Consider the following 13,987-nt stretch of genomic DNA (forward strand, 5'->3'; position numbering starts at 1 on the left):
TAATGCAAGTATTGAAAGTCCTGAATAATTCACTTATTTTGGCGCTCGACCGGTCAGGCAATGAATGTATTTTAATGGGGAAAGGAATAGGCTACCATAAGGCCATTGGGTGTCCTATTCAAAAAAAGGAAATTCAAAAAGTTTTTGTCCTTACCGATAATAAGAAGTTAAAGGAATTTGTTCAGTTAGCAAATAATATTCCTGATCAGTATTTGAATCTAGTTAAGGAAATTATTGATTTTGCTGCCAGTCAATATCAGATTAAAGTGCGCGATTACCTCTATTTGTCACTGGCAGATCATATATCATTTGTAGTTAAACGAGTGCAAGCAGGTGAAAGTGGTACAAATTTTAATTATCCGGATGTAATGGTGCACCATCAAGAAGAATATAAAATTGGCAAGTTTGCTTTAAGCCTAATCAAAAAGGATTTAAAAATTGAATTGCCTAAAAGCGAGGCAACAGTTATTGGGCTGCATTTTATCAATGCTGAATTAACTACTTTAAAGTCAAATAAAAATAATAACATTGCCCAACTTGTATCTAATTTAGAAAAAATAGTTAAAAGGACGGTTGGTAGACCAATTAATACAAATACAATCACTTACACGCGCTTTTTAACTCATCTTAATTACTTTGCCGAGCGTATTTATGATCAAAAATTATTTCCTGAAGAAGATCGGGAGAATCTATACCAAGACCTTGCTGACAAAATGCCATTAGAAGTTAAAATTATTAATCATATTGCTAGCTTTATTGTTCAGAATTACCATCTACAAATTACTAAACAAGAAAAAATTTATCTTTTAATTCATTTGCACAAAGTTGTTGTTGAAGAGATAAACAAGGAATAGCTCAAACTGTAGTGTGATATGAACCCCAAAATTAGGACACTCTATTAGCTGTTAACTGAGGACTAACTGCCGATATTCAATCGAAGTTAGTCCTTTTAGTTTGATTATAATTCTTTTCTTATTGTAATACTCAATGTAGACCCTGATTGCGTCTTCTAGTTCATTGAGATTTTTAAATTGCTTTTCAAAAGAGAATTGCCTTTGCGTGACATTGATTAGCTAATGCCATGGTTTTTCAGCCATGCTTGAAACTGAGCATTTTGGTATTGCCAGCCTTGATCGGTCTTGATCGGTGTGGAATATCAAGCCGTTTAAGGCTGGATATTTGCGCCAGCGTTTACTGACTATGCCAAACAGCTTTAGCTTGTCCATTAAGCGCTACACCTTTTTATAATTAACTAATAAACCGCGACGTCTTAATTCCCAGGTAATGCGGCGATAGCCATAGCGGTGCTTGTGTTCTTCATAAATAGCTTTGATTTCAATCATTGTTGCCCTGATCCTTATCCTTATCCTTCTTCAAAGTGTAGTAATAGTTACTGCGAGACCGGTGGGGCAGCTGCGGATTGGCATTAATGGTATCAAGAATGAAAGTTACGCTGACTTTAAGTTCGCGTCTTAATTGGGCAACATACCATAACTTTTCAAGCCGAAATCTAGTGCTACTTGATAGAGGGGCTCCATGCTCAACTATGATCCGCTTAAGGGCCTGTTCCTTAAAATCGTTGCTATAAATAGTGTAGGGCTGGTCTAAAATAGCCAGGCCGTGACGTGCAATCAATGCCAGCAAGTAATCAATATTAGACTTTATAGCCTGATAACGCCGATTTAATTCAGTAGAACGAATTTGATGATCATGCCAAAGATGATAGCTTGTAATTTTATCTTGTTTAGATAATTTAGACATAAAAATATGACCCCGAAATTGTCTTAATTTCAGGGTCATATCAAAATTTTAATTAGTCTGTCATTTTTTGTTACATTTTATCATTGAATAAAAAATAATTTGTGAAATTGCCATAACTGCCCCGACTTTTTACTGTGTTTATATTGATGAATCGCTAATATACTTGGAGATAAATGAAATCGATTAAATAATTTAAAGAGTATTAAAAATTAAAAATATTCAAATAAATTATGACAAAATAAGGTTCTGCAGAGTATCTCTTCTGGATAGTAATGGTTTTACCTGTCACAATTGGAGCATCATTTTTCAATGTTTGCTATTTACCTATTAATGAGTGAATAAGACTAATTAAATATTTAAAAAAACTGTGATTTGATCATAATTATACTGTTTTTTGACTATAGCAAGAAAATTTTCGAATCAATATACTTAATTATGCGAAAGCAATTTATATAAAGAGTAGAGGAAAAATTTATGCTAGATTTTACAATTGATGAAAATAAAAAAACAAATTTCCCCCATTATTGGGAAACTTGCGTTGGAAGTTGTCATGCTTATACAGCATTGCGGGAAGATTACCGTAAGCAGTTAATCAAAGTTCATAAAGAATTAGGATTCAAGTATGTTCGCTTTCACGGTATTTTCGATGATGAAATGAGTGTTTGTGTAGAAAATTTTGACTTTAATGGCAAATCTCAGGGAATTACATATAATTTTATTAACATTGATAAAATTTTTGATTTTTTATTAACAATTGGTATGAAACCCTTTATTGAATTGAGTTTTATGCCTACTTGTCTTGCCTCAGGAAAGAATAGGATCTTCCCATATGGTGGCAATAATACAATGCCAAAAACGGATGCTATGTGGAAAGAACTTATTAGTCGTTTTATCAGTCATTTAATTGAGCGATATGGTAAAGAGGAAGTTGAATCTTGGTTTTTTGAAGTTTGGAATGAGCCTAATCTACCATTATTTTTTGCGGGTAATCAAAAAGACTATTTCCACCTATATCAAATTACGGCCTTAGCAATTAAGAAAATTGATTCTAAAATTAAAATTGGGGGGCCAGCAACTTCATTTAATTCATGGATTTTAGAAATGATTACTTTTTGTGAAAATAATCATGTGCCTCTTGATTTTATTACGACTCATCATTATCCAACAGATGATCCTTTATGGCAAAGTGGTTTAGGGATTGAAGAGTTTTTCAAAAACTCAGATCAAGAAAAAACCGATTACCACCGTGGTATCTTGAAAGAAATGACTACTAAAACAAGACAGCAAGCCAAATCCTATCCCCTTTATTATACTGAATGGAATGTTTCTGCAATGGTAGGTGATAAAATTCATGATGAACCATACGCTGCTGCAATGGTAGCTAAAACATTAGCCGATAATGATGGTTTAGTTGAGGGCTATTCATTCTTTACTTTCACTGATATTTTTGAAGAACAATATCAAAAACCGGGGGTATTTCATGGCGGCTATGGCTTGCAAACTGTTCAGGGCATTGAAAAACCTGTATATCGTATTTTTGAAATTTACCATCAATTGGGTATGCAACGACTAAAAGTTATAGATAAGAATCAGGAAACAGCTGAGGTATTGGCAGTTCAAAAGCAAAAAGATTTGCAGGTACTGGTATATAACCATAATGTACCTAGTAGAAAAATAGCGTCAGAAAAAGTGGTAATAAATATTGCTAAAAAGAAGAACTATAAAGCTATTTTACAAAGAATAGATCAAAATCATGCTAATTCATTTGGAAAATGGCAAGAAATAGGTGAGCCAGAATATCTTAAGCAAGCAGAGGTTGATGAGCTACGTAAATCTTCCGAGCTTCAAGATCAAGAAATCGAGATTGGAAAAGGCCAGATTGTTTTGGAAATGCCACCGCATTCATGCGCCTTTACCACTATCCACAATTATTTTGCCTAGAAAAAGATAAATTGCTTTTTAAGTGTAATAATTTGTGGCTTTAATCATAATTAAATTACACAACAATAAATTTAATTAAAATTGACAAATCTAGCTGATAAGTTTAGAAAAAAGTTTGCTAATGCTTACGTTTGTAAACATTTTACAATAATAACAAATTTTCACATTAAATTCAGAAAGAGGTAAATTTGGGGATTAAATAACCTGAAAACCAATCATTTTTCACTCGAAAAACGGTATAATTGGCAAAGAAGAGAAAGGAGTTTTTTACTAATGATGTGTGATAATTTGTTTTTTAAGATTGTTTGGGTAATTGTCTATGGTATTACTGCTTACTTTACTTTTACCGACAAGATGATGATGGCAATGTACTGGATGGCTGGGGGAATGTTTGCTCAAGCCGTTGTTGACCTTATTTATCATTTTTGGCCAAGAAAATAGCTTAAATACTAAAAAAGGCAGTCTTCAGACTGCCTTTTTATTGGTCATTTTCTTTTAAAAAACTTTGAATTATTTTTTCGCGAATAGTTAGGAAAATTTGATTATGACCAGTGGGATGAACTCTGTTGGTCAGTAAAATCAATCCTGATTTGCGCACACGATCAAGTAAAATTAAGACACCAGTAAAACCAGTATGAAGAATAATTGGATAATGGTATAGGGGATCAAAACGAAGATCCCAACCCCAAGAGCGTGGTTTTAATCCTGCTTTATTTTTGTTATCGAAAAGTTGAGCAACGATATCTTGACTAAAGGGTAGGATATCACGATCGATACCAAGATAGCCTTTACAAATTTTTACTATATCATTTAGAGTTGAAAAAAGGCCGGCAGATCCACAGTCGCTTCCCAATTGCTGTGCTTTAGGATCATGAGGTATTCCTTGTAAAACTTTTCCATTAAATAAAGCTGTTGGTACGCAAGTACTTTTTATAGGATGAAAGGTGGTATTTGTTAATTTCATAACATCAATTATTTCTGCTTGACCAACTTCTTGGACGGGTTTACCAAAAATCTTTTTAATTACTAAGCCCAATAAAATAAAATTAGTGTCAGCGTAACGCATTTTATGTTCAAATTCATTTGTAACTGGAAGGTGAATAATTGCGTCTAAAAGTTTATCATGGCTAAGTTCATCTCGGTGTTCTATCCATCCACGAATCCCACTTGTATGAGTCATTAAGTGAAAAAGTCTCACTCGCTCATCGGTGAATTCAGAAATAAATTGGTGAAGTGGTTCGGAAAAATTGAATTCATTTTCTTGATAAAGTTTTAATAAAATATTTTCTGTAATTAATACTTTGGTTAAACTTGCTAAATCATATTCTGCAAATGGACTGAGTTGAGTTACGGTGGGGTAAATACTTGCAAAACCAATTGTTGATGTAAAAATTTGTTCATTATTAATAAAAGCGTAGTTAACACCAGGGACTACACGTTCTGAAACCATTGATTCAATTAAAGTTTGTGTGGCTGAATAATCAATCATAAAAAAAGCTGCTTTCTCGTTAAATTGTTTTCCTATTTATTATAGCGAAATTTAACGAAAAAGTAGCACAGGTGATTAAGAAGAAGTCCGCCATTTGCCTTGCCAGATTTATTGGTGCAGCTTTTTGTTAAGTGACTTAACGATTAACTGCGCTCTAAGCATACTGAAGGACCAAATAATGAAGTAAATAATGATAAATTCAAGAGTTGTTATTAAAATTGTCTGTTGAGTAAGTTTGAACCAGCCGGCTAAGACAGTAACGAGAATAAATGAAAAATACGTTGTACAGAAATGGACTAAAGTCTGTTTGGTAATACTCCAATATTCAATCCTAAAAATTAAACTACTGCAGCCAAAAATTATCCCGATGAGCGCCCAAACAAATAAGTCAACCAAATTTACCGAAACAGAATTCTGAAAAAAGTGTTCAAAGTTTGATAATGAAGAGAAAGGATTGAAAGAGGGATTAAAAATAAGGTATGAGAGCATGCCAATATTGACTCCAATTGGAGCGGACCAAAGAGCTAACTTAAAAATTTTTTTGCAAAGGTTCATGATAAAAACTCCTTTTTGATTTTTTGCATATAACGGCGTGAACTATAGGTTGTATGGCCATTTTTAAAAATAATTTGATAAATGCCATTACGTGTAAGAGCAAATTCTTGAATGCAACTAAAATTTACGATTTCAGAACTTGAAACTTGAATGAAGACTCGTTGAGGTAGAATTGATTTAATTTCATATAATCGCTTTTTTAAGCGATAATTTCCTTGATTAGTCTCGCAGATAACTTTCTTATCTTGTGTATGAATAGAAATTACATCATAAAGGGCAATTACCTTTTGGCGTCCATTTTGATAACCAATTAAATTTTGATCATTGACAAAGTAAGACAAATTATCTTGTAAAGTAGTACTGCTTTTATCAATTTTCGGTGTATTAACAGTGATTGATAAATCGTATGCATTGGGATCAATTTTTTGATTAACGAGCATAAATGCATCTCCTTTCTGTTTTTTAAGATAGCAAAAGTAAACGTGGTTAACAATAATTTAAAGATGAATGGTCATTTTTTTAGGATAAGTGGTAGGGTAAACTATTAGAAAAGCAATTACCTGCCAAGTTAATTAAAAAATACTTTTTCACGATAAAAAGTGCTTGACTTTACTTCTAGCTTCAAGCATAATAATTACTGTTGATTTTGCCCGTTGGTCAAATGGTTAAGACGCCACCCTCTCAAGGTGGAGTTACGAGTTCAATTCTCGTACGGGTGATTTAACACTGGGATATAGCCAAATGGTAAGGCACAGGTTTCTGGTTCCTGCATGTTTCGGTTCGAGCCCGGATATCCCAATAATTGCGATTTGTCTTAGTTTCAACTAGCTTTAAACGTTGATACTAAGGCATTTTTATTTTTTCTGATTTTTTGAAATTACCTAAAATTAGTCACTTAGGTTACAACATTCGGTGACAACATTTTCGCAAAGGTAGATTAATCAAAATGTTCTAAAATTGGTCTAATCGTAAAAAAGTGACTCGAAAAATGCTATAATAAATATGTTCAGCAATTTAATAGTTTATAGCTTAATACCTTAAGAAAGCCTTTATATTGGGCTTTCTTTTTGTTTGCCTTTAATTAAATAAGTCAGATTTTACTTACTAAAAATTGGTAACAACATTTTATTTTAGGTGACAACTTTTTTATAATTTACTCAATTAAAAATATAACTTTCTGAAATTAGGTTACAACATTGGCAGCATCCCTTTATAGTGAATAATTATTAACAGAAGTTTGCTATTTTACACAGACCCTATAGGACAAATCGCCCTAAGCCGCGTGGGGTAACGATACGTGACGCCATAATAAAAATCCTTTGCTTGTATTTCTACAAAAAGGATTTTTTAGTGGTTGCCTAAAGTAACCAAGTTTATTAGTAAAACGTCTTAAGTAATTCAGTCGTGAATTGCGACAGTATTAAAGAGACTCTTGATTTAGGCTTAAGTATTGGGATGCAGAATAAGCTTATTTAAAAAGGTGGTAAGAATAAGAGTAAATCATTAATTTTATCGTACTCGGAGTTTGCGGAGTCTATAAAAAAAGGACGTTCATATATCAGTCTAAAGCTTTCGAGAGAATGCAAAAAAACAGCGAATTACTTTGTTTTTGCCTTTTAGGTATACTAATACTAAAACGAAAAAGATTGCTTAGAGGATGTATGAAAGATAATAAAAGCGTTAATTTAAAAGCAACTTCAAGAAGTGTTAAATGGTTTCTAAGTAACTATTTGAAAATATTTTGCCTAAGAACGGGACTAAAAACGACTGATCTAAATAAGAATTTCAGTCAGAAAGACTTCACATTATTAACTAGTGACCAAAACACGGCTTTAGGCTTATATATAATCTATCAAGCTATCAATAACTGTGATGCAAAATACCAAGCTATATTGAAGAAGCTATACTTTGATAATAAACGGCAGTTGGATGTAATGAATGACCTAAGCATAACTCATAATACGGCATGGAGATGGCGACTAGAGGCTTCTAACCAGTTTGCTGTTAACTTAATTAAGCTACAAAAGCAGTTTGGTATTAATGATTTAAAAGATTTACGAGTATTTAAGCAGTAGTACTTGTAATAAGTGATGATATGTTTAACTAACAAACCGCTTAGAGCGCAAAAATAGGGCATATCAAGGAGGCAATAAATGGAAAAGGTAAAGGTGTTCCTCAAACAAGACTTAGATAGTTTAGTAGCACATTCTGGTAGGCATAGAAGAGACTTAGCAGCTGATAAAGTCGACCACCTAACCACGCTTGATAAAACGATAGCATCTAAAGAAATAACCTTTGCTGAAAATGTTACCTGGTGCGTTGGTAAGGCTATTCAGGCATGCTCTATTAAGTCTAGGAAGATACTAACTGATAGTTATCTACTGCGTCATTTAAATAAAACGGTCATGAAAGAAATGGGTATTAGTAAATCAAGATACTATGAGCTAAAGCAAATAGCCTTAGATGAATTCATGGAAAACTTTGCTGCATACCAGAAAGAAATAGGACTTGAACCATATATTAAGTTGGTCAAATAAAACAGAGGTCGCGTTTTACGACCTCAGGTATATATGCTTAACCATCCCAAAAGTGGGGTATCGTGGTTTACGACTCCCTTAAGAAAAAATATTCAGGTTTTCTCAGGTTCTAAGCTCATATAAAGCAACGAGATAGGTTAACAGCGTGTTCCTAATTTAATAAAAAATGTGCTTGAAGTTGTCTTAACTTCTAAGCACATATCATTCTTTGTCCTGGTTATTATATTCTTTCGTTTTCTGTAACTATGTCATTAATCTTATTTACTAAAATAATACAATGATTTATTAGACTATTCATTTCAGATTCCGTATCTTTAAAAATTTTTTTGTCTTTATCTGAAATAGAATTGTCCTTTGGTTTATCTATAACCTCCTGTATCCTTGGTAAATTTTTTGTTTGTATTTCATGATATGGAATACTTAATTTATTCTTTAAAACAGATATATTTTTAATTTCATCACTATTTGAAGTGACTGCATAAGTATTCCATTTACTAATGTAGTCAATCCAATTGTTATTTAAATTATTCAAATTTTTGTACTGTATATCACTAATACTTTTTGCTTCTTTAATATTATAGTTTAATTCACCGTCTATAACATAAAGTTTAGATAAAAAGGCCATGATATTGTTTAGTAATATAGTAGAATTGTTTATTTTATTTATTTTTATTGCATTGTCTAACTCATTTTGTTTACTTTCTTTTAATTGCAATTTTGTGTTTACGTACGCAAATAAAACAGCTATTACACTACCTAGATAGCTTCCCCAAAATCCTAACCAATCTGCAGAATTTCCTATATGCCAGAACATGAAAATTATTTCTATAATAAAAGGCGGCAAAATTAAAATAGTTAAGAAAGTTTGCCACCTATATTTTTTTAAAAAATCTTTCATTTTGAAAATCACCTCAAGAGCATTATACATTAGTCAAAGTGATATTTTGATAGATATTTAGAAAAGTAACTATTAAACCATACCTTTAAACCAAAATGGTTTGGTTAAAATATAATCTGTAAGTATATTTGTTAAGTTAATAGATTTACCCAATTTTGGGGAGAACTAATTATTGCATCCCTGATAAGTTAACTACCTCAGAAAACCTGTAATTTTATTTTAGGAGGGCTCAAAACCGAGCTCTCTTTTTGCTGTAGTGAGTATTAACGAACGCAATTTTACGTTGGGCTGAAAATTTAAGGTCGTTCAAAACGACCTGTTTTTGTATAAAGGATATCAGAATCCAATTTTAGCTTTTGACCTAAACCAATTATGGATTGGGCAAAACAGGTCAATTAAATTTATTTCGAAATGGTTCACAGCCATAACGAATTTCTAAGTGGGTCTGAGCCACTTAGAGATATTTAATGAGTGTAGTTGTAGCAATAGCTATTTAAGGGAGCCCTGAATTAGGGCGTCCTGAATTGGAACGTCATAATTTGTTTGACCAGAAGCAAAGTGATTAGACTCGATGGGTCACAGCCATAGAGTTTAGAATTTTAAATAAATTGCAAAATTTTTATTTGATCGAAAAGATGAGTCCAAAATTGGACCCATGTCCTAAAAGTATCTTCAAAGTAAAGCCACTTTTTAAATAATAGATAGGGGGTGCGTGTGCGCACTACCTATACAGTATAAATAATTATCCACAGCCCCCCTACCTTAAAATATTTCGAATTCAGTTTTTGAAAGAGAAGACAGCATTATGTGGTTGCTCTCTTCCGAGGCACTAGGGGCGGGGGTGTCTTAAGATATGATTGCTGATATGTAAGGTTTGTCGTGAAATACGACAGGCTAAATGATGATTTTCATCGGCGCAATTTTGCGTTGATCTTTGTTTTTATCTCTTAATTTTAATTATGTCACAATTGTTCACAATTAGGGTGCAAAGATAATAGCTACAAAGACTGCTATATAAGGATTAATGCAATTAAAAGATGTGCGCAAAGTGCACCCAAAAAATTTCATTGAGGGTGCACTCACGGTATTTATTATTGCAAGGGATGCTGTCTAATATTCCCTCTGTACCAGCTTTTTTAAGCTCCATTCCTGTTTTAGGTACGCTGCATACTAAGTATAGAAAATGTTAGCATTTGTTAGCATAAACTGGGTTAACGATGGTACCAAAGGTACCTATCCATTGCTGTTAGTTTTTGCTATTAGTCTTTTTTGACTAATAGTGAGTTAGGACTACCTTAAATTCGTTATCGTTTAAAACGATATGTTTCCTACATATTTTCTGCAAGTTATTGTCGCTATGCTTACGGATTCTAAGGAATAAACTGCAGGGGTAACAGATGTACTTTAAATAACTAGATACCGCTAATTTTGGCTGTATTACAGGTAATAAAAAAGAAGTGGTAAGGTTAACCACTTCTCTTATAAATTGCAGAGAACTTAATTATTCAATTATTTCAGGCATCCCTCTGCTAATTTTATTTCAGGTTTTGTCAGGTTCTATGAATAAAAATGTTGGTTTTGTTATGCATAAAATACTAGCTTTTTCTGTAAAGATTAACCATGTTTCAAGATAATAAATGCTTTATTATCAATTCTTAGCAAGGGTTACCCCCCTATAAAAAAACTTTCAAAATTCAGTTTATCACGCAGGACGATAACACTGTTGCGGCTGCAAATTCTAACAAGGCATCAGGTTTAAGCCGTTTATAATATTGCGACTGTCCATAATCAATTAAGCGTAAGATGTCTTTTACTCGTTTATCTTCAAAATAAAGTGAAGTTAGAATAATATAGCTAATCTTACTGCAATGATAAATTGCTGAATGAACAGCGTGTATTATGTTATCAGCTTCAACTGTATCAGGATAGTCTTTAAGCTGTGGGTAGCTCGTTATAATACTGGTAAATGTAGGATTGGCTAGTTCTTCAAATGAATGGCCACTCTTCATTACGACAGGTGGTAACTTGTGCTTGAAGAAATGTTCTACTTGTTTAATCGTTGCTTGCTGATCCATAGTAACCACCTTTTTTCAACTGTTGACTGGTTTACTATATGTATTCCAAAATTTTTCAATACCTATAAATTCAATAGCATCTATCATTCCTGGGATCATACTAGGGATAACTATTTTAATAAATTCAGATTTTGTCATTTGGGTAGGTGTTATATGTGAATGTTTTAATTCATTATTGGTAAAAAATTGTAAACTACTATTTCCACATAGTGCGCCATTTTTACTTACGATTATTCTTTTTTCTTCAATCATTATTATTATTTCCTTTCAAAATCTTCTATATTTAAATTATTGTGGGACACATAGGACTAATCCGGACTAATAAATTTGACGGCCTGTCCCACTGCAAACCCTTGTGGCTGTAAGATAATATGCGGTTTTGGGACAAGTGGACAGCTTTTTTGCTCTAACACCTATATATACCACTTCCTATATTTACTTTTATATATGTTATATATAAAATATAATATCTTGTCCTAAAATGGTTATTAACGTTGATATATCAATAAATTTTAGTAGGACAAGTTTTTTAATTATTTTGTCCTATTTGTCCTAAATGACCTATAATCGTCGAGATAGCAACATTTAGTCTTGTCCCATCTTCTTAAAACCTCTTACTCGTTTGCTGTTTATATAGCCCCTTGCATTAGTATCCCAACCCTTATGTTCCATATAATACTTCACTTGACTTGATGTTTTACGATCATGGTTAAAGGCATATTCATCCCCTAAAAGTTCTTTAGCTAAATCTGTGCCTGCAATGAATGTTTCATTTTGAAAGATCGTTTCTAACACATTATCAAGTTCATCTTCAAGGGAAGTGGTGTACATAAATTGTTCACGGTTTTCCTTTAGTAGCTTATTCTCTGCTTTTGTTAGTTCAAATGGATTAATATTATTCTTTTTATTTTCTTTATACAGATAAGTTACTTCTCCCCATAGTTGGTTTACATATTCTTGAGATAAAGCAACAACAGGGTGTAATTTTTGCTGGTTTGGATGTACTAAAATAGTTATAAAGCGTCTGTCGCCTGATTTATCTTTCAAGTGTCTAATTTCGTTAGTTGTTCGTGCTATGACAAACTTTTTTTTAAAACGGCTAGGGGTTCTTGCATAAGGTTTGCGATATTCAAAGATCTGCATAGTAACGAATTTTTTAACTTCTTCAAAACTTACCTTATTGCTTGCGGTCATTTCGTCATCATTAACAATTAGAGCGTTTTTCATAACACTATAGCTATCTTTATCTCTGAAATCATTAAATTGATCAGTATATAATTTTAAAGGTGCTATTTTCTGTAAAAGAGTGGTTTTTCCTGTCCCTTGACCACCCACTAAATCTAAAACATAGTCAAATTTAGTGTTAGGATTGTATACTTTTGCAACTAATCCCATAAACCATAAGCGTGTGATTAACTCAGTAGTCGCATTATTATCTGCACCCAAATAAGTGGGGAAAAAATTGAATAATCTGGTATGATGATCCCAATTTTGTAAGCAATTATCAAAGTAGTCTATAACGGGATTATAGGGGTTCATCTTGGCCACGCTTCTAACGGCCTGTTCAATTAATGATATTTTAAAAGAAACCCCATAGTTTATATTAATCTCAATATAGAGCGCTAAAGTTTCAAAGTCGGTATCTGTTACCTGATCCTTAGTAAATTTTAGGTTAGGCATTTTATATTTTGATAAATCTATTATCTGGTCACGAACTACATCAACTTCTTCAGTAAATTCATTAAATCTAAACAGACCTTTAAGTAATTCGTCGTTTAATAAAATTAGAACTATATTTTTAACTGAATTAAATCTAAGAGTTCCATTATCCGTGTAATTTAAGCCTAAGGGATTTTGTTTATCTTGAGCTTGGTTTTTAATGAATTTTTCTGTAGCTTCTTTGTTTATACCAGTAATCTTACTGTTCACTCTGTTTCATCTCCCTACGTCTGTTTTCTTTTTCAATAATTGAATTGAAAGACTTGTAAACTTCTTTTTCTGGAAGTGGGTCGGGAGTATGTTCGTTAGCAATTTGGGCTAATTCTGCGACAGAATAGGGGTTAACACCTCGGAATAATAAACTGCCTATGAAACTGGTTAAGGTGTCGTTACGATTACCAACATCCCCCAAACCGTTAACTATCATTTCAAAAAGCTGTGCTGTTTTTGTTTTATTACTGTTGGTGTAGTTAGTTGTATAAAAGGTGCCTTTCGCTTGCTGTTTGCTCTTAATTAGCCTAATTAAGCCTTGCGGTGCTGCCTTAATAGGGTAATGATTAAGCCATTGATAAGGTTTACCATTTAGCACGCTGGGGGCAACGACAACGTAATTATTGGGATGTGCTTTTAAATCAACACTTGGTAAGAAACCAATGTTTTGGCTAATATTAAAATTTTTAGGCTTTTTAAAAAAGAAATGACGCCCGTTGTGAGCTGTTTTCTCGGTCAAGGTATCTTTAAACCATTCAGGATGATTAAGCTCTCTGATTGAATTTAAGCCATCCACGTTATTACCGTGACAATCAACATCAATGACAAAAAATTGCTCGGTCTTAAGTGCAATATTGGCATTCGGATATTTAGCCCATATTTGTTTAATTTGTTCTACTGTTAAGGGTGGTCTATCAGCAAATTTAATCAATGGTCGCTTATTTTGACCAATTGGGATTACTGAAAAGCCGTGTTCTGCATATTTAATAGCGTAATTAACTAGCATAAATACCTCATTTTC

15 protein-coding genes, 2 tRNA genes and 1 pseudogene are annotated in these 13,987 nt (G+C 32.7%); 7 read left to right on the top strand and 11 right to left on the bottom strand.

From position 1 onward, the window contains the following. Positions 1-2: 2 nt before the first annotated feature. Positions 3-854, top strand: coding sequence for a PRD domain-containing protein (locus ACYIAQ_RS02170; RefSeq protein WP_483562425.1), 852 nt, complete (start codon positions 3-5; stop codon positions 852-854). A gap of 51 nt (positions 855-905) precedes the next feature. Here the strand turns inward: ACYIAQ_RS02170 and ACYIAQ_RS02175 are convergent. The 3 genes and pseudogenes from ACYIAQ_RS02175 to ACYIAQ_RS02185 all read right to left on the bottom strand — a co-directional run. Further along, positions 906-1,138, bottom strand: a pseudogene (locus ACYIAQ_RS02175) (IS3 family transposase); the annotation flags it as partial. A 94-nt stretch (positions 1,139-1,232) separates the two neighbouring features. Further along, positions 1,233-1,343: an IS3 family transposase gene (locus ACYIAQ_RS02180; RefSeq protein WP_233553519.1), complete on the bottom strand. Its 111-nt coding sequence runs from the start codon at positions 1,341-1,343 to the stop codon at positions 1,233-1,235. Further along, positions 1,336-1,761: a hypothetical protein gene (locus ACYIAQ_RS02185; RefSeq protein WP_483562426.1), complete on the bottom strand. Its 426-nt coding sequence runs from the start codon at positions 1,759-1,761 to the stop codon at positions 1,336-1,338. The genes ACYIAQ_RS02180 and ACYIAQ_RS02185 overlap by 8 nt, the downstream gene beginning before the upstream one ends. 474 nt (positions 1,762-2,235) lie before the next feature. Between ACYIAQ_RS02185 and ACYIAQ_RS02190 the strand changes: the two genes are divergently transcribed. Next, the gene (locus tag ACYIAQ_RS02190; protein WP_483562427.1) at positions 2,236-3,702 is read left to right on the top strand and encodes a GH39 family glycosyl hydrolase; all 1,467 of its coding nucleotides are present in this window, start codon (positions 2,236-2,238) and stop codon (positions 3,700-3,702) included. Between the two features lie 273 nt (positions 3,703-3,975). Then, entirely contained in the window at positions 3,976-4,143 is a 168-nt protein-coding gene (locus tag ACYIAQ_RS02195) for a hypothetical protein (protein WP_199688554.1), read from the top strand. 37 nt (positions 4,144-4,180) lie between these two features. On the opposite strand, the gene ACYIAQ_RS02200 is transcribed toward ACYIAQ_RS02195, so the two are convergent. The 3 genes from ACYIAQ_RS02200 to ACYIAQ_RS02210 form a co-directional block, all read right to left on the bottom strand. Continuing rightward, positions 4,181-5,191: a serine hydrolase domain-containing protein gene (locus ACYIAQ_RS02200; RefSeq protein WP_483562428.1), complete on the bottom strand. Its 1,011-nt coding sequence runs from the start codon at positions 5,189-5,191 to the stop codon at positions 4,181-4,183. Positions 5,192-5,299: 108 nt separating this feature from the next. Continuing rightward, positions 5,300-5,746, bottom strand: coding sequence for a DUF3021 domain-containing protein (locus tag ACYIAQ_RS02205; RefSeq protein WP_483562429.1), 447 nt, complete (start codon positions 5,744-5,746; stop codon positions 5,300-5,302). Further along, positions 5,743-6,186: a LytTR family DNA-binding domain-containing protein gene (locus tag ACYIAQ_RS02210; RefSeq protein WP_483562430.1), complete on the bottom strand. Its 444-nt coding sequence runs from the start codon at positions 6,184-6,186 to the stop codon at positions 5,743-5,745. The genes ACYIAQ_RS02205 and ACYIAQ_RS02210 overlap by 4 nt, the downstream gene beginning before the upstream one ends. Before the next feature lie 207 nt (positions 6,187-6,393). On the opposite strand from ACYIAQ_RS02210, the gene ACYIAQ_RS02215 reads away from it, so the two are divergent. The 4 genes from ACYIAQ_RS02215 (at position 6,394) to ACYIAQ_RS02230 (ending at position 8,283) form a co-directional block, all read left to right on the top strand. Beyond that, a tRNA-Glu gene (locus tag ACYIAQ_RS02215) sits at positions 6,394-6,465 on the top strand. Between the two features lie 8 nt (positions 6,466-6,473). Continuing rightward, positions 6,474-6,545: transfer RNA gene (locus ACYIAQ_RS02220), tRNA-Gln, on the top strand. Positions 6,546-7,407: 862 nt separating this feature from the next. After that, positions 7,408-7,821 (top strand): hypothetical protein, encoded by a 414-nt coding sequence (locus tag ACYIAQ_RS02225; protein WP_483563412.1) that lies wholly within the window; start codon positions 7,408-7,410, stop codon positions 7,819-7,821. Between the two features lie 78 nt (positions 7,822-7,899). Beyond that, a complete protein-coding gene (locus tag ACYIAQ_RS02230; RefSeq protein WP_483563413.1) occupies positions 7,900-8,283 on the top strand; it encodes an ArpU family phage packaging/lysis transcriptional regulator in 384 nt (127 codons plus the stop codon). Between the two features lie 220 nt (positions 8,284-8,503). On the opposite strand, the gene ACYIAQ_RS02235 is transcribed toward ACYIAQ_RS02230, so the two are convergent. The 5 genes from ACYIAQ_RS02235 to ACYIAQ_RS02255 all read right to left on the bottom strand — a co-directional run bounded on the left by ACYIAQ_RS02235 (position 8,504) and on the right by ACYIAQ_RS02255 (position 13,972). Further along, entirely contained in the window at positions 8,504-9,181 is a 678-nt protein-coding gene (locus ACYIAQ_RS02235) for a hypothetical protein (RefSeq protein WP_483563414.1), read from the bottom strand. A 1,694-nt stretch (positions 9,182-10,875) separates the two neighbouring features. Then, complete coding sequence (locus ACYIAQ_RS02240) at positions 10,876-11,256, bottom strand: ArpU family phage packaging/lysis transcriptional regulator (RefSeq protein ID WP_483563415.1); 381 nt, start codon at positions 11,254-11,256, stop codon at positions 10,876-10,878. A 15-nt stretch (positions 11,257-11,271) separates the two neighbouring features. Then, positions 11,272-11,508 (bottom strand): hypothetical protein, encoded by a 237-nt coding sequence (locus ACYIAQ_RS02245; protein ID WP_483563416.1) that lies wholly within the window; start codon positions 11,506-11,508, stop codon positions 11,272-11,274. A 333-nt stretch (positions 11,509-11,841) separates the two neighbouring features. Continuing rightward, entirely contained in the window at positions 11,842-13,185 is a 1,344-nt protein-coding gene (locus tag ACYIAQ_RS02250) for a virulence-associated E family protein (protein WP_483563417.1), read from the bottom strand. Then, positions 13,175-13,972: a bifunctional DNA primase/polymerase gene (locus ACYIAQ_RS02255; RefSeq protein ID WP_483563418.1), complete on the bottom strand. Its 798-nt coding sequence runs from the start codon at positions 13,970-13,972 to the stop codon at positions 13,175-13,177. The genes ACYIAQ_RS02250 and ACYIAQ_RS02255 overlap by 11 nt, the downstream gene beginning before the upstream one ends. Between the last annotated feature and the right edge of the window lie 15 nt (positions 13,973-13,987).

The sequence above is a fragment of the Lactobacillus sp. X-49 genome (assembly GCF_057063645.1).

Excerpts from the sequence above, each read along its gene's own strand:
- ACYIAQ_RS02225 (WP_483563412.1), top strand. The coding sequence starts at position 7,408 with ATGAAAGATAATAAAAGCGTTAATTTAAAAGCAACTTCAAGAAGTGTT.
- ACYIAQ_RS02200 (WP_483562428.1), bottom strand. The coding sequence starts at position 5,191 with ATGATTGATTATTCAGCCACACAAACTTTAATTGAATCAATGGTTTCA.
- ACYIAQ_RS02255 (WP_483563418.1), bottom strand. The coding sequence starts at position 13,972 with ATGCTAGTTAATTACGCTATTAAATATGCAGAACACGGCTTTTCAGTA.
- ACYIAQ_RS02180 (WP_233553519.1), bottom strand. The coding sequence starts at position 1,343 with ATGATTGAAATCAAAGCTATTTATGAAGAACACAAGCACCGCTATGGC.
- ACYIAQ_RS02230 (WP_483563413.1), top strand. The coding sequence starts at position 7,900 with ATGGAAAAGGTAAAGGTGTTCCTCAAACAAGACTTAGATAGTTTAGTA.
- ACYIAQ_RS02235 (WP_483563414.1), bottom strand. The coding sequence starts at position 9,181 with ATGAAAGATTTTTTAAAAAAATATAGGTGGCAAACTTTCTTAACTATT.
- ACYIAQ_RS02190 (WP_483562427.1), top strand. The coding sequence starts at position 2,236 with ATGCTAGATTTTACAATTGATGAAAATAAAAAAACAAATTTCCCCCAT.
- ACYIAQ_RS02205 (WP_483562429.1), bottom strand. The coding sequence starts at position 5,746 with ATGAACCTTTGCAAAAAAATTTTTAAGTTAGCTCTTTGGTCCGCTCCA.
- ACYIAQ_RS02185 (WP_483562426.1), bottom strand. The coding sequence starts at position 1,761 with ATGTCTAAATTATCTAAACAAGATAAAATTACAAGCTATCATCTTTGG.
- ACYIAQ_RS02210 (WP_483562430.1), bottom strand. The coding sequence starts at position 6,186 with ATGCTCGTTAATCAAAAAATTGATCCCAATGCATACGATTTATCAATC.
- ACYIAQ_RS02195 (WP_199688554.1), top strand. The coding sequence starts at position 3,976 with ATGATGTGTGATAATTTGTTTTTTAAGATTGTTTGGGTAATTGTCTAT.
- ACYIAQ_RS02245 (WP_483563416.1), bottom strand. The coding sequence starts at position 11,508 with ATGATTGAAGAAAAAAGAATAATCGTAAGTAAAAATGGCGCACTATGT.
- ACYIAQ_RS02240 (WP_483563415.1), bottom strand. The coding sequence starts at position 11,256 with ATGGATCAGCAAGCAACGATTAAACAAGTAGAACATTTCTTCAAGCAC.
- ACYIAQ_RS02170 (WP_483562425.1), top strand. The coding sequence starts at position 3 with ATGCAAGTATTGAAAGTCCTGAATAATTCACTTATTTTGGCGCTCGAC.